Source organism: Halolamina sp. CBA1230, assembly GCF_002025255.2.
In the GTDB taxonomy this organism is placed as follows: domain Archaea; phylum Halobacteriota; class Halobacteria; order Halobacteriales; family Haloferacaceae; genus Halolamina.
The window spans coordinates 2,033,381-2,057,338 of sequence record NZ_CP054587.1 but is presented as its reverse complement, the minus strand read 5'-3'; the positions used below and the strand labels follow the sequence as shown (position 1 = coordinate 2,057,338).

Here is a 23,958-nt window from a genome sequence, read left to right as displayed (position 1 = left end):
GCCGGCCCTTCGCCGGCGATCAAGTCACTGTCATCCCCACTTTCGTCAACGAAACCACTATACACTGGTTGGAACAACCACACAGTGTGCAGCGGGACACTGCAGTCGCGATCGTCCTCGCCCTCCTCGCTCTCCTCGCGATCGGCGCCGCGGGCGCGACCCTGGAGAACCCAGCCGCGACCGACTCCGGTTCCGGGATCGGCTCCGGGAGCGGCGATGGCATCGGAAGCGGCAGCGGCGGCAGCGAAGGCGCCGCTAACGGCAGTTCGGCCGCCAACAGCTCCGCTTCGCGGTGGACCGGGGAGATCAGCGGCGCCTGTATCGCCGTCCTCCAGACGCTCTCGGCGAAGCTGCTGCTCGCCGGCACCGTCGCTGCGCTCTCGGGGTACGTCTGGTGGCGAACTGGCTCGCGGGCGATGGCGCTCGCGGCGGCCGTGCTCTACGGGCCGATCGTCTACATGTTCTGGTTCGCGCTCGGGAGCTGTGGGACGCTCCAGCAGGCGTCGACGGCCAGCGAGCCGGCCAACGCCACACAGACCACGAACGGGACCAGCGGCGGCGGTGGCTCGCTCGGCGCCGCCGCGGAGACGGCGACAAGCCAGCCGTCGGTCCTGCTCGTTGTCGTGCTGGTCGTGCTGGTGCTCGCGGCGATCGTGCTGCTGTACGTCGCCTCGGCCGACGATATCGTCAACTCCCAGATCGACCGCGAGGGCGACGAGGAGGAGACGGTGGAGCCCGACATCGCGGCGGTCGGCCGGCTTGCCGGCGAGGCCGCCGACCGGATCGAGACGGGCGACGCCTTCGACAACGAGGTGTTCCGAGCCTGGGTCGAGATGACCCACCACCTCGCGGTCGACCACCCGGAGTCCTCGACGCCCGCGGAGTTCGCGGCCGCGGCCGTCGACGCGGGGATGTCCCCCGACGACGTGCGCGAACTCACCGACCTGTTCGAGGAGGTGCGCTACGGGGATCACGAGGTGACCGAGGAGCGCGAGCAGCGGGCGACCGCGGCGCTGCGACGGATCGAGTCGAGCTACGCCGAGGAGGCCGACGAATGAGGCGTGCGCTCGCTGGCGTCGGCGCGGCAGCAGTGCTCGTTGGGCTGTTCGTCTCGTTCCAGCAGGAGTTCGCCGCCGTTCTCCCCGGGAGCTGGGTGTTCGTGCTGCTGGTCGCGGTCGCCGCCGGGATACAGTCGGTGAGCGCCGTCCTCGCCCGGCGCCGGACGGAGATCTACGAGACGGAGACCGGCGACCCCGAACGGCGCTACGAGGCGCCCGTCCCCGGCGACGACCTCCACGAGATCATGGGCTTTGCGAGCAACCGCGGCCGCGGGGTGAACCGCTCCCGCGACCGGGTCCGCGAGCGGCTCGTCGCGGTCGCGGCCGTGGCCGTCGCCGACACCGAGGACTGCTCGGAGAGCGAGGCGCGCGACCGGATCGAGCGCGGGGAGTGGACCGACGACCCGATCGCGGCGTGGTTCCTGAGCCAAGACGTCGGTCTCGCCCCAGCCGAGCGGGCGCGCCTGCTCGCGGCGGCACCGTTCTCGCAGTACGAGGCGGCGTTCGACCGGACGGTTCGCGTGATCGACGAGCTCGCCGAGCGGGGTGCGCGATGAGCCCCGACGCCGTCGACACCGAACACTGGGCGGGGATCGGCGCGCTGGCGTTCGTCGCGTTCGCGCTCGGCCTCCCGTTCCAGCGCCCCGGCCTGTTCCTCGTCGCGCTGGTCGGCGTGGGGTTCTCGGCGTACGCCCGCCTCGGCGAGGCGCCGCCCGCGACGCTCAGCGTCGACCGGGAGCTGTCCGACGACTCCCCGAACCCCGACGAGGAGGTGACGGTGACCGTCACCGTCGAGAACGAGGGGGCGTCGACGCTGCCGGATCTCCGGCTGATCGACGGCGTCCCGCCGGGGCTCTCGGTCACCGATGGCACCGCGCGGCTGGGCACCGCGCTCCGCCCGGGCAAGCGCACGACGTTCAGCTACACCGTGACGACGACGCGGGGCACCCACGAGTGGGAGCCGCTGACGGCGGTGGTCCGCAACGCCAGCGGCTCGCGGGAGCGGACGGTCGAAGTCGAGGGGGGGACGACGCTGCGCTGTCTCCCGACGCTCGAAGCCAGCAGCGACCTACCGCTGCGCGGGCTCACGACGCCGTACTCCGGCCGGGTCGCGACCGACGTGGCCGGCTCCGGGCTGGAGTTCCACTCCACCCGGGAGTACCGCCGCGGCGACCCGCTCTCGCGGGTGGACTGGAACCGCTACGCCCGCAGCGGCGAGCTCTCGACGGTGTCGTTCCGCGAGGAGCGGGCGGCGACGGTGGTGCTGCTGATCGACAGCCGGGAGGCGGCGTACCGCGCGCCGGACGACGAGACGCCCAACGCCGTCGAGCGCAGCGTCGAGGCCGCGGGCGAGGCGTTCTCGGCGCTGCTCTCGACCGGCGACCGCGTGGGGATCGCGAGCTTCGGCCCCGAGGAGTGCTGGCTCGCGCCCGCGACGGGCGAACAGCACCGTGCGACCGCTCGGCGACTGCTCGCCGATCACCCGGCGTTCTCGGTGGCACCTTCGGAGGGGTCGTTCTACCCCTCGATCTCGCTGCGGCGGCTCCGGCGCCGACTCCCCGCGGACGCACAGATCGTGCTGTTCAGTCCCGTCACCGACGACTACATCGCCTCGGTCGCCGAGCGACTCGACGCCTACGGCCACCAGCTCACGCTGATCAGTCCGGACCCGACGGTCGACGACACCGCCCCCCACCGGCTCGCGCGGCTGGAACGCGACCTGCGGCTCCGGAACCTCCGGAGCCACGGGATTCGCGTGATCGACTGGGGTGAGCGGCCGCTCGCGGTCGAACTGGAGCGGACGACCCGGAGGTGGTCCCGATGAGCGAGATTACTCGAGAACCGTCCCGCTTCGGCATCGCCGTCGCGGGCGGGTTCGCGCTGTTGTCGATCACCGCGACGGCCGTCGCGGCACCGACCGCCGCCGCCGTCTCGGGGGCCGGGCTGCTCGTGCTCGTCGCGGGGTTGGCGCGGGCGTCGCGCCGGCTCGTCACCAACGGCGGCGGAGTCCTGCTGCTCGGCGTGCTGTACGCCGGCTACACCGGCGCGCCGCCGCTGCCGGTGCTCGTCGCGGCGCTAGCGGGCGTGCTCGCGTGGGACGCCGCCAGCAACGCCGTCTCGGTGGGCGAGCAGTTGGGGAAGGAGACCGACACGACGCGGGCGGAGGTCGTCCACGTCGTGTCCTCGTTCCTCGTCGGGAGCCTCGCGGTCGCCGTCGGCTACGGGGTGTACGTCACCGCGGCCGGCGGGCAGCCCATCGCGTCGGTGTTCCTGCTGGTGGCCGGCGCGGTCGCGCTGGTGAACGCACTACGCTGAATCGTAACGGATTAACCGGAGCGTGTCCGATGGTTAGGTGAGCCGAGGTAGCCTAGCCTGGCCAAGGCGGTAGATTCGAAATCTACTGTCCTCACGGACTCAAGGGTTCAAATCCCTTCCTCGGCGTTTCTGAAGCACTACGTCGACCAGCGCCGCGTTTCATCGCGGCGCGTCGTCGACCGTGCTGTATCGGAGCCGTGTCGAGGGATTTGAATCAGGGAACGAGCGAGCGGCAGCGAGCGAGTGACCGTGGTTCAACATCCCTTCCTCGGCGTTTCTGAAGCACTACGCCGACCAGCGCCGCGTTTCATCGCGGCGCGTCGTCGACCGTGCTGTACCGGAGCCGTGCCGAGGGGTTCGAACGAGGCCGGACGTAGTGCACCATCCCTCGACGTTTCTCTGCCCAACAACCCACGTCCACCACCGGACCGTGTCCGACTACACACGGATTCGGCTCGCCTAAACTCCGCCACCCTTATAGCGTGTTAGGTCGACCTAAATCGCATGAGTCGAGAGACGACGCCGACGCGTCGAGCGTATCTGGCTGGGAGCGCCGCGGTCGCCAGCGGGCTACTGGCCGGCTGTACCAGCGGTGACGGGACCGAGACCGAAGGGGACGGAGCGGCCGACGGCGACAGCTACACCGTCTCGATGGCGCCGATGGGCGAGGTCGAGTTCGACGCCGTGCCGGAGACGTGGGTTGCCAACAACGGCAGCTACGCCGACATGGGCGCCGCGCTGGGCCGGCAGCCGCCGGAGGCGCTCTGGCTCGCCAGCCGCTACCACACGAAGTACTACGACGAGATCGACGGCGTCTCCGTCGACAAGAGCGGCATCGACGACCTCTCGGACGGCGGCGTGGACAAGGAGCTGTTCTACGAGTTCGGCGCCGACGTCCACGTCATCGATCCGAACTTCCTGCTGAACCGCTTCGACGGCTGGGACGAGGACGACATCGACGAGATCGAGGAGAACGTCGGCCCCTTCTTCGGCAACAGCATCTTCTCGACCGGCTACGGCTGGCACGAGGAGTACGAGTACTACGACCTCTACGAGGCGTTCGAGAAGGTCGCGGAAATGTTCCAGGAGACCGAGCGCTACGAGGCGTTCGTCGACCTCCACGCCGAGTTCCAGTCGAACGTCGAGGCCGCGCTGCCGCCGGAGGGCGAGCGCCCCGCCGCAGCGGTCGTCTGGGCCGGCGGTAACGAGCCCGAGTCGTTCTCGCCGTACATCATCGGCGAGGGGACGAGCTTCAAACACCTCCGCGAACTCGGCGTGAACGACGCGTTCGCCGACACCGACGTGCGTGACTTCCACAGCGACCGCAGCAGCGTCGACTACGAGACGCTGCTCGAGGTCGACCCCGACGTGTTGCTCTGCCGGGGGCACGAGGCACAGACCGCCGAGGAGTTCCAGGACACCGTCGTCGCGTTCATGGAGAACCACGACGTGGCGAGCGACCTGACCGCGGTCCGGAACGGCGACGTCTACCGCGGCGGCCCGCTGTACCAGGGCCCCATCACGCATTTCGTCGTCACCCAGCGGATGGCCGAGGATCTCTACGGAACGGACGAACAGCTCTACGATGACGGCCGGGTCGCCGATATCGTCGACGGCGAGTTCTAACAGCCGAACGCGGCGGAAAAAACTCGGAACGACGACACAAGAGTAGTGCGGGACCGATGGGACCCGCCGGCCTGCCTCTGACAACCCGACGGACCAGTCGGGTGGTTGAGAGAACAGCAGGTACTCACTAATAAATTCCGAAGAATACGACAAGCGTACAGAAACGCGCTAAACGTTTACCCCGTTTCCGGGGTGGGGAGACGTCTGACCTCTGATCGGACGGCGGTCGAGCGGCGGAACGCTCGTGTATTCCTGCCTCGTCGGCGTCGTCGAGCGAAGCTCGACGGCCTACGGAAGAGCGGTCTTCGACCGCTCGGCTTTCCGAGGCGGTTTGCCTCGCCGGAGGCGGTTTTCCCGCCTCGCTTACATAGCGCCGCCCATGCCGCCCATACCGCCCATGCCGCCCATGCCGCCGCCGCCCGGCGGCATCTCGTCCCCGCCGTCGTCGTCGCCGACCTGACCGCCGGCGAGGTCGCCCGCGGCGATCACGTCGTCGATGCGGAGGATCATCGTCGCGGCCTCCGTCGCGGACTCGACGGCCTGGGTCTTCACGCGGAGCGGCTCGACGACGCCGTCCTCCTCCATGTCGACGATCTCGCCGGTGTAGGCGTCGAGGCCGGAGGTGAAGTTGCCGCCGTCGTGGCTGGCGCGCAGGTCGACCAGCGAGTCGATCGGATCGAGACCCGCGTTCTCGGCGAGGGTGCGCGGGATGACCTCCAGCGCGTCCGCGAACGCCTCGACGGCCAGCTGTTCGCGCCCGCCGACGGAGTCGGCGAACTGGCGGAGCTGGAGCGCGAGCTCGGTCTCGGGGGCGCCGCCGCCGGGCAGCACCTGCCCGTCGTTCAGCGTCGTGCGCACGACGCCGATGGAGTCGTCGATGGCGCGCTCGAGCTCGTCGACCACGTGGTCGGTGCCGCCGCGGAGGACGAGCGTGACCGAGCGGGCCTCCTCAACGTCCTCGACGAAGATGCGCTCGTCGCCGCCGATGTCCTTCTGGGCGACGCTGCCGGCGAAGCCGATGTCGTCCTCCTCGATGTCGTCCAGCGCGGAGACGACGGTCGCACCCGTGGAGCGGGCGAGCGCCTTCAGGTCGTCACTCTTGGCACGGCGGACCGCGAGGATGCCGTGCTGGGCGAGGTAGTGCTGGGCGATGTCGTCGATGCCGTCGCCGACGAACACGACGTCGGTACCGACGTCGACGAGGTGGTCGACCATCTCGCGGAGCTGCTCCTCCTCCTGCTCCATGAACTGCTGGAGCTGGTCGGGGTCGGTGACGTTGACCTCGGTGTCGATCTCGGTCTCCTTCACCTCGATGGCGCCGTCGAACAGCGCGACGTTGGCGTCCTCGACGCCGTAGGGCATGTTCTCGTTGACGCGCTCCTTGTCGACGATGACGCCCTCGATCAGCTCGGAGTTCTCGATGGAGCCGCCGACGACTTTCTCGACGGAGACGTTGTCGGTGTCGATACCGTTCTCGTCACGCACCGCAAGCACCGCGTCGACGACGAGCTCGGCCAGCTGATCCTTCGCCGTCTCGGCGCCCTTGCCGGTCATCGCCGTCTCGGCGATCTTGGTCAGCGTCTCGTGGTCGTCGGCCGTGACCTCGATGGCCTCCTCGTTGAGGATCTCCTTGGCCTTCTGGGAGGCCTGTCGGTACCCCTGGGCGATCGTGGTGGGGTGAACGTCGGACTCGACCAGCTCCTCGGCCTGGTCCAGAAGCTCGCCGCCGACGACGACGGCGGTCGTCGTGCCGTCGCCGACCTCCTCCTCCTGGGTCTCGGAGACTTCGACGATCATGTTGGCCGCGGGGTGGTCGATGTCCATCTCCTTCAGGATCGTCACGCCGTCGTTCGTGACGACGACGCCGCCCGAGGAGTCGACCAGCATCTTGTCCATGCCTTTGGGTCCGAGCGTGGTGCGGACCGACTCGGCGACGGCCTTCCCGGCCGTGATGTTCATCTCCTGAGCGTCCTTCCCGGAGGTTCGCTGGCTCTCCTCGGAAAGTACGATCATGGGCTGGTTGCCCATTCGCTGTTGCTGACTCATGTTCAGCGACAGATTGTCCGTGGTTCTATAAAGATGTTTTGGTCAGGCCGTGAGACTGCGGCGCATACATCCCGTACAGTGCATTGCTAACTGTTCCCACGATAGGGTTTAAGTACCCGTTCCGGAACGCCACGGAGGACGGCGGACATCGGCGACCAGCGAAACGTTGGGGCGTTAATTCCCTCCTCGCGCACGCAAGCGAGAGCGAGCGCTGAGGGGTGCAAAGCGGAGAGTGAGAACCACGTCCGGCGACACGATCAGGCAACAGGCTCGGAGCGACCGCCCGACGGCGGTCGCCGCTCGCGAGCCGTGACTGGCTACACGATCGCGGCGTGGCGCTCCGAGCGACCGCCCGGCAGCGGTCGCTGGTCGCCAGCCGCGATCGGTGTCCGCACAGTCACGGCAGCACGCTCCGGGAGAGTGACACGGAGGTCACTCTCGGTCACGAGCCGTGACTGGCTTAGTCGTCCGCGGGTGCTTCCCCGGACTCGCTCTCGGCGTCGACCGAGGGGTCCTCGACGTAGTACTCCTCGATCAGGTCCTCGCCGATACGGTTGAGCTCCGTCTTCGGGAGCAGCGAGATGAGCTCCCAGCCGATGTCGAGGGTCTCCTCGATATCCCGGTCGGTCCGGAACCCCTGATCGACGAACTCGGTCTCGAACTGGTCGGCGAAGTCGAGATACTTGTTGTCGGTCTCCGACAGCGCCTCGCGGCCGACAATGTTCACGAGGTCACGAAGGTCCTCACCCTCCGCGTACGCCGCGAACAGCTGGTCTTTGAGGTCGCCGTGGTCCTCGCGGGTCAGCCCCTCGCCGATCCCGTCGTCCATCAGCCGGGAGAGGCTGGGCAGAACGTTGACGGGCGGCTCCAGCCCCTTGCTGTCGAGGTCCCGATCCATCATGATCTGACCCTCGGTGATGTAGCCGGTGAGGTCCGGGATCGGGTGGGTGTCGTCCTCGCCGGGCATGGTGAGGATCGGGATCTGGGTCACCGAGCCCTCGCGGCCGTCGATACGGCCGGCCCGCTCGTAGAGCTGGGCCAGGTCGGTGTACATGTACCCGGGGTAGCCACGCCGGCCGGGGACCTCCTCACGCGCGGCGCCGATCTCTCGGAGCGCCTCGCAGTAGTTGGTCATGTCCGTCAGGATCGTCAGCACGTGGTACCCCTTCTCGAAGGCGAGGTACTCGGCGGTGGTCAGCGCCATCCGCGGCGTGACCGTCCGCTCGACCGCCGGGTCGTCGGCGAGGTTCATGAACACGACCGAGCGCTCCAGCGCGCCGGTGCGCTCGAAGTCGTCCATGAACTCGTTTGCCTCCTCCTGGGTGATCCCCATCGCGCCGAACACCACGGCGAACTCCGACCCCTCGCCGTCGTCGCTCTCCTCGTCCTCCTCGGGGACGGTCGCCTGGCGGGCGATCTGGAGGGCGAGCTCGCTGTGGGGCAGCCCCGACGCGGAGAAGATCGGCAGCTTCTGGCCACGGACCAGCGTGTTCATGCCGTCGATGGCGGAGACGCCGGTCTGGATGAACTCCTCGGGGTACTCCCGGGAGACGGGGTTGATCGCCTCGCCGACGATGTCGTGGCGCTCCTCGGGGACGATGTCGGGACCACCGTCGATCGGCGAGCCCGAGCCGTCCAGCACCCGCCCGAGCAGGTCCTCGGTGACGGGCATCTTCAGCGTCTCGCCCGTGAACCGCACGGACGCGTTGCGGTCGATACCGCTCGTGCCCTCGAACACCTGGATCGCGACGAGATCGTCGGCGGACTCGAGCACCTGTCCACGGAGCTCCTCCCCGTCGACGGTCTCGATCTCCACCATCTCGTCGTACCCGATGGACTCGTCGACCTCCGCGAAGACGAGCGGGCCGGAAATCTCGGTGATGGTCTGGTACTCTTTCATCAGTAGAGCTCTCGAAGCTGCGTCTCGATTTCCTCTTTCAGCTCCTCGACGTGCTCGTCGACCTCGTCGTCGGGAGTGGTCGCGATGCGGTTGAGCTTCGGCGCGGCGTCGATGTCGGTGATCTCGTCGACCGGGACGCCGGCATCGAGCGCCTCGAACGCCTCGTCGTTGAACTTCTTGATCGCCCCCAGCATCTTGAACGTCTTCTCGGGCGGACAGTACTGGTCCACCTCGATGAACGCGTTCTGCTGGAGCCACCCTTCGCGGATGTAGCGGGCGACCTCGAGAGTGAGCTGCTGGTCGTCGGGCAGCGCGTCCTCCCCGACGAGTTGGACGATCTCCTGGAGTTCGCTCTCCTCGTCGAGGGTGTCGACGGCCCACTGTCGCCGGTCGGGCCACTCGGGGTCGACGTTCTCCTCGAACCACTCGTCGAGCTGGTCCTTGTACAGCGAGTAGGACTCGTCCCAGTTGATCGCCGGGAAGTGCCGGCGCTCGGCCAGGTCGGAGTCCAGCGCCCAGAACGTCTTGACGATACGCAGCGTGTTCTGGGTGACGGGCTCGGAGAAGTCACCGCCCGGCGGCGAGACCGCGCCGATCACCGAGATCGACCCCTCGCTGCCGTTGACGTTCTCGAAGTAGCCCGCCCGCTCGTAGAACTGGGAGAGGCGCGCGGCGAGGTACGCCGGATACCCCTCCTCGCCGGGCATCTCCTCCAGCCGGGAGGAGATCTCGCGCATCGCCTCCGCCCACCGCGAGGTGGAGTCGGCCATCAGCGCGACGTCGTACCCCATGTCGCGGTAGAACTCCCCGATCGTGATCCCGGTGTACACACAGGACTCCCGTGCGGCCACGGGCATGTTCGAGGTGTTCGCGATCAGGGTCGTCCGCTCCATCAGCGGGTTCCCGGTCTGAGGGTCGGGCAGCTCCGGGAAGTCCTCGATCACTTCGGTCATCTCGTTGCCCCGCTCGCCACAGCCGATGTAGACGACGATGTCGGCGTCGGCGAACTTCGCGAGGCTCTGCTGGGTGACCGTCTTCCCGGAGCCGAACGGGCCCGGGATCGCGGCCGTCCCACCCTTCGCGAGGGGGAACAGGCCGTCGAGGATGCGCTGGCCGGAGATCAGCGGCTCGGTCGGGGTCTGCTTCTCCTCGACCGGCCGGGACTCACGCACCGGCCACTCCTGGTGCATCTGGATCTCCTCGCCGTTCTCCAGGGTGACGATCGTCTCCTCGACGTTGAACGCACCCTCCTCGACCGACTCGACGGTGCCGCCCTCGTAGTCGGGCGGGACCATCACCTTGTGGTCGATCGTCTGGGTCTCGGGCACCTCGCCGACGATGTCGTTGGGATCGACGACGTCGCCCGGCTCGACTTCGGGCTCGAACTCCCACTCCTTCTCTAAGTCGATGCCGGGGGCGTCGACCCCGCGGTCGAGGAACGCCGACCCCATCTTCTCCTCGAGGACGTCCAGCGGGCGCTGGACGCCGTCGTAGATGGAGTCGAGCATCCCCGGACCCAGGTCGACCGTCAACGGCTCGCCCGTGTTGACGACGGGTTCGCCGGGGCCGACCCCGGAGGTCTCCTCGTACACTTGGACCGTCGTGACGTTGCCCTCGATCTCGATAACCTCGCCCATCAGTCCTTCGTCGCCCACGTAGACGACGTCGTTCATCCGGGCGTCGAGGTCGACGGCGGTCACGACCGGACCACTCACGCTCTCGATCTGGCCGCGGTCATCCGCGGCGACGTCTGTTGCCTGACTCATAGTTACTCCTCCTCGTCCATCAGGTCGATACCGATGGCTCGTTTGATCTGGTCGCGCAGCCCGCCGCTGCCGGCGCCGCCACCGAGGGTGACCAGCGTCGGCTCGACGCTCGTCTCGACGTCCTCGCGGGTCCCCCGCGAGAGGTAGTCGAGGTCGTCGTCGTGCATCACGACGATGCCGACGTCGTCGTCGGCCATCGTCGACTCGACGGCGTCGTCGAGCCGTTCCTCCTTCTCCTCCTCGGGGACGTCCTCGAACTTCCGGACGCCGGCGAGGCGGAACCCGGTCGTGAACTCCGGGCTCCCGACCACGGCGATCTCCTGACTCATCGTACCACCAGCTCCGCCCGGATCTCGTCGGGGTCGAGCCCCGCCTCGGTGCCTCGGGCGATGGCACGGATGTTGTCCGCCTCACGCTCCTTCGCGAGCACGAACGCGATCACGGGACACACCGACATCGGGTGGGCGTGTGCCGCGTTGCGGGAGTGCTCGAGCAGCGCGGCCTCGAGCGCCTGCTCGAAGCCGATGAGGCTGTCCGCCTCCGCCAGCTCGTCGAGCGCCGCGGAGAGCTCGTCGCCGTACTGGCTCCCGCGGATGCGCTCGACCAGCTGCTCGGTGTCCCGGGCGAGCGTCGACAGCTCCTCGGGATCGAACAGCGTCCCGCCCTCGATGTAGTACTCGGCGGGGTCGACGTCGGCGCCGCTGCGGGCGAGCCGGAGCGCGTTGCGCGCGTTCCGGAAGTCGATCTCGGCCTGCAGGTACTCGGCGTACGCCGACTCCGGCCCGGCGCCGGCGGCGCTGGTGACGCCCTCGAACAGGTTCTCGTAGTACGCCCGGTCGATCGCGTTCTCCAGCGGGACGAGCGTCCCGGACTCCTCGTACTCCTCGGCGGCCGCCGCGAGGGGGTCGCCGAACACCGTACCGTCGAGCAGATCGACGATCGCCTCGATGCTCTCGGCCTCGACGAGCCGGTCGAGCATCGCGTCGTCGAACTCGCCGGCACGGATCAGATCGTCCTCGACGGCGTCGCTCTCGGCGTCGACGTAGACGCCGCGGACGGCCGTCTTCACGTTCCAGGCGTCGAACTTCCGCAGGTAGCGCGCGACCTGCTCGTAGAGGCGGCCGTCCGCCCACGCCAGCAGCTCGTCGAACGTCTCTGCCAGCCCCGCGTTCAGGGCGTACTCGATCAGGTCGACGCCCGAGAACCGCGAGCCGAGCCGGTTGATCGGCCCCTGGTACGTCGACTCCTCCATGTAGCGGGTGATCTCGTCGGGGCTCATCCGCACCAGCTTCCGGTAGTCCTCCTCGTCGAACAGCGTCGCACGCCGGGCGCTCACGCGAGCGTTGACGTACTCCGGGTTGGAACTGCCGGTCGTGCTCATTCTTCGAAGAGTCGTTCGCTGATGTGTTTGAGCTCCTCGTCCCAGACCTCCTCGATCACGGAGTCGAAGGTGTTGTCCACGCTGACTCGGGAGCTCTCGCTCTCGACCACGACGCCGCCGAGGCAGTCCTCGGTGCCGGCGAGCGACCAGCCCTCGTACTCCGAGAGCAGGTCGGTCAGCAGCTCCTCGTCTTCCTCGCGGCCGTACACCTGCACGTCCGCGTCCTCGTCGAACTCGTCGGCGGCGGCGTCGAGCAGCGACCGAGTCAGCTCCTCGCGGCGCTCGCCGTCGATCTCGGCGACGCGCTCCTCGAGCTGCTCGCGGACCTGCTCCAGCACGTCACGACGAGCCTCCAGGCGCTTCTGCTTGGCCGTGAGCTTCGCGCTCGACAGCGCCTGTTCGCGCTCCTCGTCGATCTGTGCCTCGACCTCCTGCTCGCGCTGCTGTACGATCTCCTCGGCGTCGGCCTCCGCCTCCGAGATTATCTCCTCTGCCCGGCTCTCGCCCTCTTCGCGTATCTCCTCGGCACGCGCGCGGGCTTCGTCTCGAACGTCCTCGACGACAGTTTCCAAGCTCATGAGCGGAAAGGGAGAGGAACGGTTACGCTGCCAGGATCATGGCGACCAGCGCGAAGATCAGGATCGTCTCCGGCAGGACCGTCAGAATCAGGGCCCGAACGAAGAGATCCTCGTCCTCGGCGACGGCGCCGACGGCGGCGGACCCGATCCCACGCTCGGCGTATCCGGCACCGAGGCCGGCGAGACCGACGGCGAGGGCGGCCATCCCGGTACCAGTGATGGCCGGGCTGGTGCTACCTTCCTGCAGTACGAGGCTTGCAACTTGGGGTGCGGTTTCGAACATAGGGGTATCCACTCGGATTCGTCGTCAGTCGTCTCCGAACAAGCCGTAGTTGGCCCCACGACGGTCATAAACCTTCCCAAAGGCGCCGGAGAGAGCCGTGTGAGGTTGCCACACACGGCAGGGTGGGGTAGCAGAATTCGAGCTGTCAGTTCGAAGAAACTCGACGAGCGTCGGAAAGGGAAAACGCGGGGAGAGTAGGTTACTCGTCGCGGCTGTGGACGCGCTCGTGGCCGAACGGCTCGTACTCGCGGCCGCCGCCGTCGAAGAACTTCGAGAAGAACTCGTAGTACTCGAGACGCACCGCCTGCAGGCCGGCGCTGGTGACACCCAGCGCGAGCACGAGCAGGTGGCCGAACACGAGGATGACGATCCCGCCCAGCAGGGAGGCGATGCCGCCGTGCATCAGCCCGCCGAACATTATCTCGGTCACCTCGTACCCGTGGTAGCCGAGCGTCTCGCCCGGCCCGAGCGCGGCGACCGCCTCGGCGTCGGGCATGCCGCTGTGGCCGAAGTGCCAGCCGCCACCCTCGTCGACGTACACGCCGAAGAAGAACAGGTTGACCGCGAACGCCATCCCTGCCTTCGCCAGCAGCACCGCCGCGAGTCGGGCGTAGGAGAGCACGTTCACCAGCGTGTCGAAGATCTCGACGAGTTCGGCGACCGACCCCATCGCGAGCAGCGCGGCGCCCAGGACGAACACGCCGATCCCCGCCTGACCGACGATCACGGGGAAGCCGCTGAACTCGAGCGCGAAGGCGGCCTCGGGGCCGCTGTCGAACGCGGTGAAGATGAAGTCGGGTTTGGAGCCTTCGGCCCACCTGCTGGCGATGAAGACCCAGAGGCCGTTCATCGCGAGGATCCACGAGAGCTTCTCCGTGGCGGCCTCACGCAGCCCGTGGAACTGGAGCTCCTCGAAAAAGCCCAGCACGTAGCCGATGTTGAGGTGGACGAGCGCGGCCATGGCGCTGATCAGGATCCACGCCGGCACCCAGTAGCCGTACTTGGGGATGAGCCCCTTGTGCAGCGGCGAGTGGCCGCCCCAGACCCACTCGGAGACCAGGTGCAGCCCGAAGATCTCGCCGTACAGCACGCCGAAGACGATCGTGAACAAGCCGGCGGCGATCGTCACGCCGCCCATGCTCTTGAAGCCGCGACTGTCGAACTGCGTGTAGAGGTAGCCGCCGATCGCGGTGTACACCAGCCCGTACCCCACGTCCCCGATCATGAACCCGAACATCAGCGGGAACGTCAGGAACAGCAGCGCGGTCGGGTCGAACTCCCGGTAGTTGGGCCGGCCGATCGCCTCGACCAGCACCTCGAACGGCTGGACCAGCCCGTTGTTGTCCTGCACGACCGGGGGCTCGTCGGAGCCGATGGTGGTGCCGCCGTCGGCGACCGCTTCGCCGTGTTCGTGGACGGCCTCGCCGTCGGACTTGAACGCGGCGCGCTCGACCTCCTCGACCTCGATCCGGTCGCCGAGGTCGTCCTTCAGCATGGCGGTGACCCGTTCGTACTCCTCGGTCGGGATCCATCCCTCAGCGACGAACGCGTTGGCCGTCGTCGCGAAGGAGAGCGGCGCCTCGGCCTTCTGAACCTGGATCGAGAGATGCTCCTCGGCGGCCAGCAGGAACTCGGCGTGGCGGCTCCGGAGCTCGTCGAGTTCGTCCTCGAGATCCGCGATGTCGGACTCGATACGCTGTTTCTCGCTCTCGAGCTCCCGGACGTAGGACTCGGGGGCGACCTCGGCGTCCGGCACGTCGATCGCCGTGAACGCCGCGCCCACGAGCGCGTCGTCGAGCACGTCCTCGGCGTGCTCGCTGGGGTAGACGAACACCGCGAGCACGTCGTCGCCGGAGAAGATCTCGTACTGCTGGACGCCGTCGGCGTCGAGCAGTACGCGCTCGATCGACTCCTCGTCGCCGCGGCCGACCGCGACGTCGAGGCTGTCGTACCCCGACAGCAGGTTCAGATCGATCCCCAGGTCGACGAACGGTCGCGCCTCGTCGAGGCGCTCCTCGACGCCCCGGAGCTCGTCGCGGAGCGCGTCGCGCTCGTCGTCGAGCTCGTTGACGCGGTCCCGGATCTCGGGGAGCTGCTCCTCGATCTCCGCGTCGGTGATCGGGCGGTCGGCGTCGACCGACTCGGCGTCGACGCCGAGCATGCTCTCGATCGACCGCACGGTGACCAGGCGCTCGGAGGCCTGCTCGGCCTCGCCCTCCGGGTCGCCCGGCTCGAACCCGTCCCACGACCCGTCGTACTCGGAGACGTCGAGCACGTTCGCGTCGTGGACGACCTCGACGACCGACCCCATCACCTGCTTGGAGCCGGTCACCGAGAGCTTGCTCATCCGTTTAGGCCTGAGCATGCACCGCCTCCTCGAACTGGTCGACCGCGTACTCCACGGCCTCCTCGATGTTCCCTTCGGCCGACTCGACGAGCGCCTCGCGCTCGGCCTCGGCCTCCTCGAGGATCTCCTCTTTCTCGCGTTCGATCTCCTGGCGAGCCTCCTCGAGCCGCTCGGCCTCGAGTTCGTCGGCCTCCTGTTCGGCCTGTTCGCGGATCTCGGCCGCCTCCTCGCGGGCCTCCTCGATCCGCTCCTCCTTCTCCCGGCGAGCCTCCTCGACGATCTCGTCGGCGTCGTCCTCCGCCTCCTTGATCCGATCAAGAACTTCCGGTCTGGGCATTAGCTGATCGGTTCGTGGTTTTTCCGGGGCGTATAAGGTGTTTGCGAAAGCGAGGCGGCCACTCCCGGCCGCGGAGCGGTAGCTGTCGCCGAGCAGAACGGTAGTTGCCGCCGAGCGGAGCGGTAGCTGCGCCGAGCGGAAGTTGTCGCCGGTAGTCACCGCGAGCGAGGGCTGTGCCCGAGCGAGCGGGCCGACGAGCGACTGTAAGGAGCGAGGAGGCTTTTGGTGAAGCTTTTGCAAGGGCCCTCCGGGGCCCGCAGCAAAAGGTTCAGTTGAACTCCTCGATCAGCGCCGGCACCACGTCGAACAGGTCGCCGACGATCCCGTAGTCCGCGATGTCGAAGATCGGCGCGTTGGGGTCGGTGTTGATCGCGATGATCGTCTCCGCGCCCTTCATCCCCGCGACGTGCTGGACCGCGCCGGAGATCCCGATCGCGAGGTACACTTTCGGCGTCACCTGCTTGCCGGACTGGCCGACCTGTCGGTTCTTGGGCAGCCAGCCGTTGTCGACGATCGGCCGCGAGGAGGACAGCGTCGCGCCCGTGGCGTCACACAGGTCGCGGATCAGGTCGAGGTTCTCCTCCTCCTCGATCCCCCGGCCGATGGAGACGAGGAACTCCGCCTCGCTGATGTCGACGTCGCCGCCGCCGACCTCCTCGAACCCCTGGACGCGGGCGCCGTCGTCGACGCTGGATTCGTCGAAGTCGAAGGACGTGATCTCGGCGTCGCCGGCGCCGTCGGCGGCCGGCCACTCGCCGCCGCGGATGCTGACGACGTACTGGTCGCCCGCCACGTCGACGGTGGTCTCGACTTTCGAGCCGTACATCTCGCGGGTGACGGTCAGCCCGTCGTCGTACGCCATGTCGACGGCGTCGGTCGCGTACGGCAGGCCGAGCGAGTCCGCGACCGCGGGGGCGTAGTCGAGCCCGTTGACCGAGTTCGGGAGCAGCAGCGCGGTCGGGTCGAGCGCCGCGTGGAGCGCCTCGGTCGCGGCCGCGTACGTGTCGTGGTCGAACTCCTCGCCGGCGTCGACGGTGTGGATCGTGTCGACCTCAGGGGTGTTCAGCGACTCCGCGAACGCCTCGACCTCGCCGGAGATCACGGCGACGTGGAGCTCGCCGCCCAGCGCGTCCGCGAGGCCGCGGCCCGCGCTGATCCCCTCGTAGCTCACGTCGCGCAGGTCGCCGCGGCGGTGTTCCGCGACGAAGAGGACGTCCGTCATTCGCCGACCACCCCCTTCTCCCGCAGTACGTCAGCCAACTCCGCGGCGGTCTCCTCGGCGCCGCCCTCGAAGATGGTCGCGTCGGACTCGCTCTCGGGTTCGTACATCTCCGTGAGTTCGAGCGCGCCGTCGACGGCCGCGGCGTCGAGGCCGAGATCGCTCAGATCGTGGGGCGCGATCTCCTTCTGCTGGGCCTGGCGGATCCCCCGGAGGCTGGCGTAGCGGGGCTCGTTGATCCCGGTCTGGATCGAGAGCACCGCCGGCAGGTCAACCTCGGTGATCTCCTCGACGCCGCCCTCCAGTTCGCGTCGAACGGTGGCGGTCTCGTCGCCCGCGGCGTAGTCGAGGTCGTTGACGACCGCCGCCCACTGGTAGCCGACACGGTTCGCGAGCGCGACGCCGGTGGCGCCGAACGCGTCGTCGGCGGCCTGCACGCCCGTCAGCACGAGGTCCGGCTCCTCATCGGCGACGACCTGCTCGAACACGCTCACCTTGGCGTCCACGTCGAACAGCGTCTGCTCGGCGATCGCGTCGTCCCAGACGCGAACCGCGCGGTCGGCCCCCTTCGCGAGCGCCATCCGGATCGTCTCCTCGCTGCGCTCGGGGCCGATCGTGGCGGCGACGACCTCGACCTCCTCGTCGGCGTTCTCGGCGATCTGCACCGCCGCCTCGACGGCGTAGTCGTCCCACTCGTTGAGATCGTACTCGAGGTACCGCTCGTCGATGGACAGGCCGTCGATCTCGAAGTCGTCCTCGACGGCTGCCACCTCCTTGACGGTCACCAGAATCTTCATCGCCATCGAGTTCCCACGGCCGGGGGTAAATCCTTTCGCTATGCCGTCAGGCGGACGCTCACGCCACAGCCCCTACTCCTCGTCGCCCTCGCCGTCGGGCAGCGAAATCACGTTCTCCCGCCCCAGCCGGAGCTTCTCGATACTGCCCTCGTCGGCCATCCGGGAGAGCAGCTGTGACACTTTCGCGTCCGACCAGTCGGTCTCCTTCACGATGTCGGCCTGCCGCATCCGGCCGCCGTTCTGTTCGAGCAGCACCTCGACGCGCTCCTCGTCGGAGAGGAGTTCGGGGTCGACGCCGGGCTCCTCCGACTCGGCCGACTCGGGCTCGGGATCGGCGGCCGGCGGCGAGTCGTCGCCGTTCGCGACCTCGGCGATAGGCTCGCCGCCGCGCCAGCGCCACACCGCAAGCACGAGGACGCCCGCGAACAGCAGCCCCAGCAGCGCCGCGGCGAGCGGGTCGAACGCCTCCTCGGGGCCGTTCGGCGACCCCGGCCCGTTCCCCGGTTCGGGGGCGTAGGTGATCGAGAACTCCTGGGGGTCGAACGACTCGGGCCCGACGACGACCAGCGACTCGTTCTCCTGTCTGGCCTCGATGCCGCTGCGCTGGATCTCGTACCCCGGCGGCGTCCGGACGGCGATCTCCTGGCCGGATTCGAGCGAGCGCAGCCACGTCCCGTCCTCGGTCACCAGCGCGTCGCCGAACTCGTAACCGTCGCCCTCGGGGTCGAGAAAGTTCGTCCAGTGGAAGCGGAGGCGGAGCGTCCCTGTGGCGTTCCCGACCGTGTAGTCACGCTCGACGCCCGTGATCGTCATCTCCCGGTCGGCGGCGGCCGACGACGCGTTCGCGGCCGACTCGAAGAAGGCGACCCCGGGCCCCGCGACGGCCTCACCGTCCTCGAAGCGCTGGGCGTACGTCCGGAACCCCTCGCGCTCGTCGTCCGTGTCGAACGGGATCGTCGTCCGGACCGTCCAGTCGGCGTCGCCGTCAGCCTGCAGGTCCACATCGAACGTCGTCGTCGCCGCGGCGATGTCGGGTGACTCCTGTGCCACCGCCGCGCCCGAAAGCGCACTAACTAACAGGAGGGCGACGACTACGTACCGCATGTGCTCAGGGTGACAGCCCCCGGGCAAAACGCTTTCTATCACCCCGTCGAGACGCTCCGGCGAGATTTAAGGGGGAGGCGGCGGTAGGGTCGTCCGATGAGGTCCCTCGCGCTGCTGGCCGCACTCGCCCTCTCCCTCGCGCTCGTGGCGCCGGCCGGCGTCGGCGCCGTCGGCGCGCCCGCGGACACGGCGACGGATAGCCCCCGGAACTACGACGCGGAGACGCCCGCCACCGCCCCACAGGTGGACGGGCCGGCGAACGGGAGCAACCAGACCCGGGTGCTCGTCGTGCCCGACAGCGCCGTCCAGCGAACCGCGATCGACGGCGCGACCCTGAACCTCGGGCCGGCAGCGGAGTTCAACGGTAACATCAGCGCCGTCGAGGTCGAGACCGCCTCGATCGTGGCGTACATCCAGGCCGCGGAGGGCGACAGCGAGCGGAGCCGGCGCATCATCGAGGCGTCGTCGACGGTCGAGACGGAGATCATCACCCTCCGCGACCGACAGCAGGCGGCGATCACCGCGTTCAACGACGGCGAACTCACGCCCGAGGCGTTCGTGGTCGAACTCGCGACCATCGCCGCGAAGGCCGACGCGCTCGAACGGCGGATGGGCAGACTGACCGACCTGGCCGAGGAGGTCGACGGGTTCAGCCTCTCGCGACCGACCGAGATCCAGTACGAACTCCGCACGTTCGGCGGCCCCGTCCGCGAGCGGGCGGTCGACGCGATCCGGGGCATCGACGGGCCGACGAAGTTCTTCGTCACGACCGGCCCCGAAGGGTACGAGCTGACGACCGTTGACAACGGCAGCTACTACCGCGAAGCGTATCGCGGCGCGGAGTACTCGGGCAACGCCGACGCGACGATGGGGCCCGACGAGGCGAGCGACGTGGTCGAGAGGAGCTACCCGAAGATCTTCCGGCTGGGTGACGCCTCCGCGACCACCTCCGGCACGACTAACATCGTCACGGTCACCGCACCGGGCCGGTCGCTGACGGCGTTCGTCGACAGCGGCGAGGAGGCGGTGTTCAAGGAGTACCAGCGCTTCGCGCTCGACCAGTACGAGTCGGACGCGGTCGCGTCGAACACCATCAACGGGATCAACGTCACCGTCAACCGCACGTACCCGGGCGGCCCGCTGCGGATCAGCGTCACCGACGCCGAGTCGGGCGACCCGATCGACCTCTCGATCACGCTGAGCCAGGGCCAGGCCGAGCGGACCGCGGTGGGCCGGACCGGCGACGACGGCACGCTCTGGACGATCTCCCCGCGCGGGAGCTACACCGCCCTCGCGGTCGGCGACGAGGCCACCGCCGCGTACGTCGAGACCAACTCGACTGACCCGCCGGCGCTCGCCGCCTGAGCCCCCCAGAATTGAAGTAAGAGAGCACGACCAACCCCGCCGTGCTCCCTGCGCTCCCCTCGCCGACGGACGACGACCGCGGGGTCTCGCCGGCGCTCGGGACGGTGCTGCTCGTCGGGATCACCGTCGCGGTCGCCGCACTCGTCGGCGCCACCCTGTTCGGGCAGGCCGCCGCGCTGGCCGGACCGCCGCCGACGGCGTCGTTCGACGTGACTGCCGAGGGTGACCGGATCACGCTCAGCCACGAAGGCGGTGACCCGGCCGACCTCGACGCGCTGCGGGTCGAGATCAGTATCGACGGCGAGGAGATCGCTCACCAGCCACCGGTGCCTTTCTTCGCAAGCGAAGGGTTCCACGGCGGCCCAAGCGGCGCGTTCAACCCCGAGACCGACGACGAGTGGGCCGTCGGCGAGACGACGACGCTCGAGGTCGCGGGGACGAACGACCCCACGCCGGAGCCGGGCGCACGGCTGACGGTCGAGTTGTTCCACGGCGGGCAGCGGTTCGCGTCGCTCTCGACGCAGGTGGGCTGAAGGAGGGGGAAGCGAGTGAACCGAGAACTACTCCCCCGGGACCGTCGCGATCGTGACGATCGCCCGCGGGCTGCCGGGGTTTGCCTGCATCACGACGTGTTCGCGCTCGGGGAACCCCGCCTCGCTGAACATGCGGTCGGCCTCGTCGGCGTCGTAGAACAGCATGATCGCGTCGGCGATCTTGTGGAACAGGCTGTTGCTCGGCTCGTCCGGGCCGACGATCAGGACGGTGCCGCCGGGTTTGGTGACCCGGCGGGCCTCCTCGATGGCGTCGACGGGGTTGGGCCAGTACTCGATCGACCCGGAGGACCAGTAGTGGTCGAAACTGTCGTCGGCGAAGGGGAGGCGTTCGGCGTCGCCGCGGTAGAACTTCACCTGATCGGTTTTGCCGAACTTCGCCCAGGCTTTCTCCAGTTGGTGGACGCTCTGGTCGAGTCCGTGGACGTCGTCGGTGTGCTGGAGCAGCCCCTCGGTGCCGAACCCGGTGCCACAGCCCACGTCGAGCACACGGTCGCCCCCCTCGATACCGGTCCGGGAGAGCGCCTCGTCGCGCATCTCCTCGTTCCAGACCAGCGGGTTGACCGTGTCGTACACCTTCGAGAGGTACTTGTAGAAGGTACGTGCCCGTGACTTGTCCTCCAGAACTCCCATTGGCCACGGTTTCGGGCGGCCGGGGCATAATGCTGCGGTTTTCCGGAGCGGTGGGATCGACGGCTTTCGTCACGTACTTGGGTGAACCGCCCCGAGAGATCGGTAATGGAGACGCTCGACCGTCGGGTGGAACTCGTCGACGAGCGCCTGTCGGCGCTCGTCGAGTCCGTGGAGCCCCCCGCGCTGGCCGAGCGACTGTCACACGTCACGCTGTCGGGCGGTAAGCGAGTCCGACCGGCGGTCACGCTGCTGGCCTGCGAGGCCGCCGGCGGCGACCCCGAGGACGCCGTCGACTTCGCGGTGGGGATCGAACTGGTTCACAACGCCTCGCTGGTCGTCGACGACATCATCGACCGCTCGGACATCCGCCGTGGTACCCCCAGCGCGTGGGCGGAGTACGGCTACGGGCCGGCGATCGTCGCCAGCGACGGCCTGCTCGGCGAGGCGTTCGCACTGTTTTCGGCCGACGAGCACGCGATGGGCGTCGTCGCGGAGGCGATGGTCGAACTCGGCGAGGGCGAGGCGACCGAGCTGGTGGCCCAACCCGAGAACGAGGCGGAGTACATGGAGCTCGCCCGCCGGAAGACGGGCGCGCTGTTCCGTGCGGCCGCGGAGGTGGGCGCCATCGCCGCCGACGCCGACGGGTTCACCGTCGAGTCCATGGGCGAGTACGCCGAGCGCGTCGGCGTCGCGTTCCAGATGCGCGACGACGTGCTGGACGCGACCGGCGACGCCGACGACCTGGGCAAGCCCGCGGGACAGGACGCCGAGATGGACCGCCCGTCGCTGATCCAGGTGACCGATCTCACCGCCGAGGAGGCCGATCGGCGGGCGAAGGCGGAGTCGGATCGCGCGCTCGACGCGCTCGCGACCGCGACCGTCGAGGACGGCGAGGCTCGGGAGTACCTCGAAGACCTGGCTGAGTACGTCGTCAGTCGGGAACGGTAGGCAGCCCGAGCGCCTCGCGCCGCGGTTCCGGCACGTACTCGGGGTACTCTGCCCGGAAGCCCACGCCGCGAGCCAGCGGCGCGACTGCCCGGATCGCCGCCTTCTGGAGCGCTATCGGGAGGTGTGCGAGGTACAGCAGGTCGTCGTACCGGTCGAGCACCGGCGCGAGTCGGAGCGGGTTCAGCGGCATCCCCGACGGGGTCGCGGCGTGGTCGCGGGCCATACCGTAGGTGGTGTACATGAACACCTCCGTCTCCAGCCCCGGCGTTACCGCCCCTTCGAGGTGGAGTTCGCCGTCGCCGGCGTTCCAGAACCGATGGGGGTCGCCAGCGGGGATCACAGCACGTTCGCCCGCGTCGAGCGTCCGTGTCTCGCCGTCGTGCCAGACGCCGAGCGTGCCCGAGACGACTTCGAGTATCTCGTCCTGTTCGGGGTGGATATGCCGCATCGGGCCGTGGGACTCCGGCGGCGGGGCGAGCCACATCTCGAAGCGTGCGGGGCCGGTCGCCCCGTCGTCGGGGACGTCGAGGTAGCGCACGCGCTTCCCGCTCCGTGGCGCCTCGACGGTCGGGAACCCGGGCACGGGTCAGGCCGCCTCCGCGCCCGCCGGGAAGCGGTTCTCCGCGATGGCGAACGTGAGCGTGCTCAGCACGCCCAGCAGCGTCCCCGCCGTCAACGCGATCGCGAGGTCGGTGATCGCCATCGCGCCCTCGCCGGGGAGGAAGAAGCCCGAGACGGCGTGGAGCACGACGCTGATCGCGAGCACGTAGAACGGCGCGTTGAGGTAGCGCCAGCGGAACGCGTCGTCGAGGTACTCGTCGGTGACCTGCCCCAGGCTGGAGGTGACGCCCGCGGCCGCGAACCAGCTCACCGCCGCGTGGACGAACACCGCCGCCTGCGCCGGGAGCGGGAGCGACGACGCCTCCGAGGTCACCGCGCCGTACCCCTGCCAGCCGCCGATAGCCACGAGCGCCACCGCGACGACGTAGGTGATCAGCGTCACCCGGCCGGCGTACAGCAGCTGGCGCACCTCCTCGACGGCGTCGTCGACGGCCTCCTCCAGCCCCAGCCCGCGGAACAGGGTGTAGAGGCCCAGAGCCCCGGAGAGCACGCCCAGCACGGAGATCCCGGCGACGTCGAACGCGTCGGCGATCAGCACCAGCGGGTAGACGAGCAGGAGCACGCCGAGCGGGACGAGCAGCGTGCCCCGAGTCTCCTTGTCGCCGAGCACCTGCTTGATCGTGTAGTAGATCGACTCCAGGTCCTGTGCCTGCCGGACGACGACGCGGCGCAGACCGTCGATCGGCACCCGCGAGCGGATCACCGGGAGGACGGACTCGTCCTGTGCGCCGTCGGTGATCACGACCGCGCGGACGTTCTCGCCGGTCGACAGCGCCGCGAGCACGGTGTCGACCTCCTCGCCGACCGCGCGGTTGGCTTTCACGTCGCTGCCGTCGACGCCCGTGACCGCCGCGACCGCGACCTCCTCGCTCTGCCCCGCGAGCTCGTCGCGGGTGTGCAGCGCCTGGAACAGGACGTTCACGTCGGAGTCCTCGGGGTCGGCGGTCGCGAGCCGCGTGGCGGCGTCCTCGACGTCCTCCCGACCCAGCACGGGCGTGGAGATCCCGGTCTTGCGACCGAGGTCGTCGTCGAGGTCGACCGCGAGGACCAACAGCATCACGGGGGGGTACGGCACGGGGCCA

23 protein-coding genes and 1 tRNA gene are annotated in these 23,958 nt (G+C 68.9%); 9 read left to right on the top strand and 15 right to left on the bottom strand.

The window, feature by feature from the left end; all coding sequences use genetic code 11:
* Nucleotides 1-86: 86 nt before the first annotated feature.
* The 6 genes from B4589_RS10860 to B4589_RS10835 all read left to right on the top strand — a co-directional run bounded on the left by B4589_RS10860 (nucleotide 87) and on the right by B4589_RS10835 (nucleotide 5,000).
* On the top strand, nucleotides 87-1,058 hold the full coding sequence (locus B4589_RS10860) for a DUF4129 domain-containing protein (RefSeq protein WP_079234290.1): 972 nt from the start codon (nucleotides 87-89) through the stop codon (nucleotides 1,056-1,058).
* A complete protein-coding gene (locus B4589_RS10855) occupies nucleotides 1,055-1,615 on the top strand; it encodes a hypothetical protein (protein ID WP_079234289.1) in 561 nt (186 codons plus the stop codon). Before B4589_RS10860 ends, B4589_RS10855 begins: the two co-directional genes overlap by 4 nt.
* Complete coding sequence (locus tag B4589_RS10850; protein ID WP_079234288.1) at nucleotides 1,612-2,883, top strand: DUF58 domain-containing protein; 1,272 nt, start codon at nucleotides 1,612-1,614, stop codon at nucleotides 2,881-2,883. Before B4589_RS10855 ends, B4589_RS10850 begins: the two co-directional genes overlap by 4 nt.
* Entirely contained in the window at nucleotides 2,880-3,374 is a 495-nt protein-coding gene (locus B4589_RS10845) for a hypothetical protein (RefSeq protein WP_255246074.1), read from the top strand. Before B4589_RS10850 ends, B4589_RS10845 begins: the two co-directional genes overlap by 4 nt.
* A 41-nt stretch (nucleotides 3,375-3,415) precedes the next feature.
* A tRNA-Ser gene (locus B4589_RS10840) sits at nucleotides 3,416-3,500 on the top strand.
* Nucleotides 3,501-3,878: 378 nt separating this feature from the next.
* Nucleotides 3,879-5,000, top strand: a complete 1,122-nt coding sequence (locus B4589_RS10835) for an ABC transporter substrate-binding protein (protein ID WP_079234286.1) — start codon at nucleotides 3,879-3,881, stop codon at nucleotides 4,998-5,000.
* A 363-nt stretch (nucleotides 5,001-5,363) separates the two neighbouring features.
* Here B4589_RS10835 and thsA read toward each other — a convergent pair whose 3' ends face one another.
* The 12 genes from thsA to B4589_RS10775 form a co-directional block, all read right to left on the bottom strand.
* Entirely contained in the window at nucleotides 5,364-7,013 is a 1,650-nt protein-coding gene (gene thsA, locus B4589_RS10830) for a thermosome subunit alpha (RefSeq protein ID WP_079235217.1), read from the bottom strand.
* 493 nt (nucleotides 7,014-7,506) lie between these two features.
* Nucleotides 7,507-8,946: a V-type ATP synthase subunit B gene (locus B4589_RS10825; protein WP_079234285.1), complete on the bottom strand. Its 1,440-nt coding sequence runs from the start codon at nucleotides 8,944-8,946 to the stop codon at nucleotides 7,507-7,509.
* Nucleotides 8,946-10,712, bottom strand: a complete 1,767-nt coding sequence (locus tag B4589_RS10820; RefSeq protein ID WP_079234284.1) for an ATP synthase subunit A — start codon at nucleotides 10,710-10,712, stop codon at nucleotides 8,946-8,948. The genes B4589_RS10825 and B4589_RS10820 overlap by 1 nt, the downstream gene beginning before the upstream one ends.
* A 2-nt stretch (nucleotides 10,713-10,714) precedes the next feature.
* Complete coding sequence (locus B4589_RS10815) at nucleotides 10,715-11,041, bottom strand: V-type ATP synthase subunit F (RefSeq protein WP_079234283.1); 327 nt, start codon at nucleotides 11,039-11,041, stop codon at nucleotides 10,715-10,717.
* Complete coding sequence (locus tag B4589_RS10810; RefSeq protein WP_079234282.1) at nucleotides 11,038-12,093, bottom strand: V-type ATP synthase subunit C; 1,056 nt, start codon at nucleotides 12,091-12,093, stop codon at nucleotides 11,038-11,040. Before B4589_RS10810 ends, B4589_RS10815 begins: the two co-directional genes overlap by 4 nt.
* A complete protein-coding gene (locus B4589_RS10805; protein WP_079234281.1) occupies nucleotides 12,090-12,671 on the bottom strand; it encodes a V-type ATP synthase subunit E in 582 nt (193 codons plus the stop codon). The genes B4589_RS10810 and B4589_RS10805 overlap by 4 nt, the downstream gene beginning before the upstream one ends.
* 22 nt (nucleotides 12,672-12,693) lie before the next feature.
* A complete protein-coding gene (locus B4589_RS10800) occupies nucleotides 12,694-12,954 on the bottom strand; it encodes a F0F1 ATP synthase subunit C (protein ID WP_079235216.1) in 261 nt (86 codons plus the stop codon).
* A 199-nt stretch (nucleotides 12,955-13,153) separates the two neighbouring features.
* The gene (locus B4589_RS10795) at nucleotides 13,154-15,319 is read right to left on the bottom strand and encodes a V-type ATP synthase subunit I (protein ID WP_079234280.1); all 2,166 of its coding nucleotides are present in this window, start codon (nucleotides 15,317-15,319) and stop codon (nucleotides 13,154-13,156) included.
* Complete coding sequence (gene ahaH / locus B4589_RS10790; RefSeq protein ID WP_079234279.1) at nucleotides 15,306-15,638, bottom strand: ATP synthase archaeal subunit H; 333 nt, start codon at nucleotides 15,636-15,638, stop codon at nucleotides 15,306-15,308. The genes B4589_RS10795 and ahaH overlap by 14 nt, the downstream gene beginning before the upstream one ends.
* A gap of 268 nt (nucleotides 15,639-15,906) precedes the next feature.
* Entirely contained in the window at nucleotides 15,907-16,860 is a 954-nt protein-coding gene (locus B4589_RS10785; protein WP_079234278.1) for an electron transfer flavoprotein subunit alpha/FixB family protein, read from the bottom strand.
* Nucleotides 16,857-17,654 (bottom strand): electron transfer flavoprotein subunit beta/FixA family protein, encoded by a 798-nt coding sequence (locus tag B4589_RS10780; RefSeq protein ID WP_079234277.1) that lies wholly within the window; start codon nucleotides 17,652-17,654, stop codon nucleotides 16,857-16,859. Before B4589_RS10780 ends, B4589_RS10785 begins: the two co-directional genes overlap by 4 nt.
* Before the next feature lie 72 nt (nucleotides 17,655-17,726).
* Nucleotides 17,727-18,758: a hypothetical protein gene (locus tag B4589_RS10775; protein WP_079234276.1), complete on the bottom strand. Its 1,032-nt coding sequence runs from the start codon at nucleotides 18,756-18,758 to the stop codon at nucleotides 17,727-17,729.
* Nucleotides 18,759-18,854: 96 nt separating this feature from the next.
* On the opposite strand from B4589_RS10775, the gene B4589_RS10770 reads away from it, so the two are divergent.
* Nucleotides 18,855-20,123 (top strand): hypothetical protein, encoded by a 1,269-nt coding sequence (locus B4589_RS10770; RefSeq protein WP_079234275.1) that lies wholly within the window; start codon nucleotides 18,855-18,857, stop codon nucleotides 20,121-20,123.
* Between the two features lie 41 nt (nucleotides 20,124-20,164).
* Nucleotides 20,165-20,656, top strand: a complete 492-nt coding sequence (locus B4589_RS10765; RefSeq protein WP_079234274.1) for a type IV pilin — start codon at nucleotides 20,165-20,167, stop codon at nucleotides 20,654-20,656.
* Nucleotides 20,657-20,683: 27 nt separating this feature from the next.
* Here B4589_RS10765 and B4589_RS10760 read toward each other — a convergent pair whose 3' ends face one another.
* Nucleotides 20,684-21,307, bottom strand: a complete 624-nt coding sequence (locus B4589_RS10760) for a methyltransferase domain-containing protein (protein WP_079234273.1) — start codon at nucleotides 21,305-21,307, stop codon at nucleotides 20,684-20,686.
* A gap of 105 nt (nucleotides 21,308-21,412) precedes the next feature.
* Between B4589_RS10760 and B4589_RS10755 the strand changes: the two genes are divergently transcribed.
* On the top strand, nucleotides 21,413-22,255 hold the full coding sequence (locus B4589_RS10755) for a polyprenyl synthetase family protein (RefSeq protein ID WP_079234272.1): 843 nt from the start codon (nucleotides 21,413-21,415) through the stop codon (nucleotides 22,253-22,255).
* Here B4589_RS10755 and B4589_RS10750 read toward each other — a convergent pair.
* Nucleotides 22,239-22,838, bottom strand: coding sequence for a cupin domain-containing protein (locus B4589_RS10750; protein ID WP_079234271.1), 600 nt, complete (start codon nucleotides 22,836-22,838; stop codon nucleotides 22,239-22,241). The genes B4589_RS10755 and B4589_RS10750 overlap by 17 nt on opposite strands.
* A gap of 3 nt (nucleotides 22,839-22,841) precedes the next feature.
* The gene (locus tag B4589_RS10745) at nucleotides 22,842-23,933 is read right to left on the bottom strand and encodes a DUF373 family protein (RefSeq protein WP_079234270.1); all 1,092 of its coding nucleotides are present in this window, start codon (nucleotides 23,931-23,933) and stop codon (nucleotides 22,842-22,844) included.
* Nucleotides 23,934-23,958: the final 25 nt, after the last annotated feature.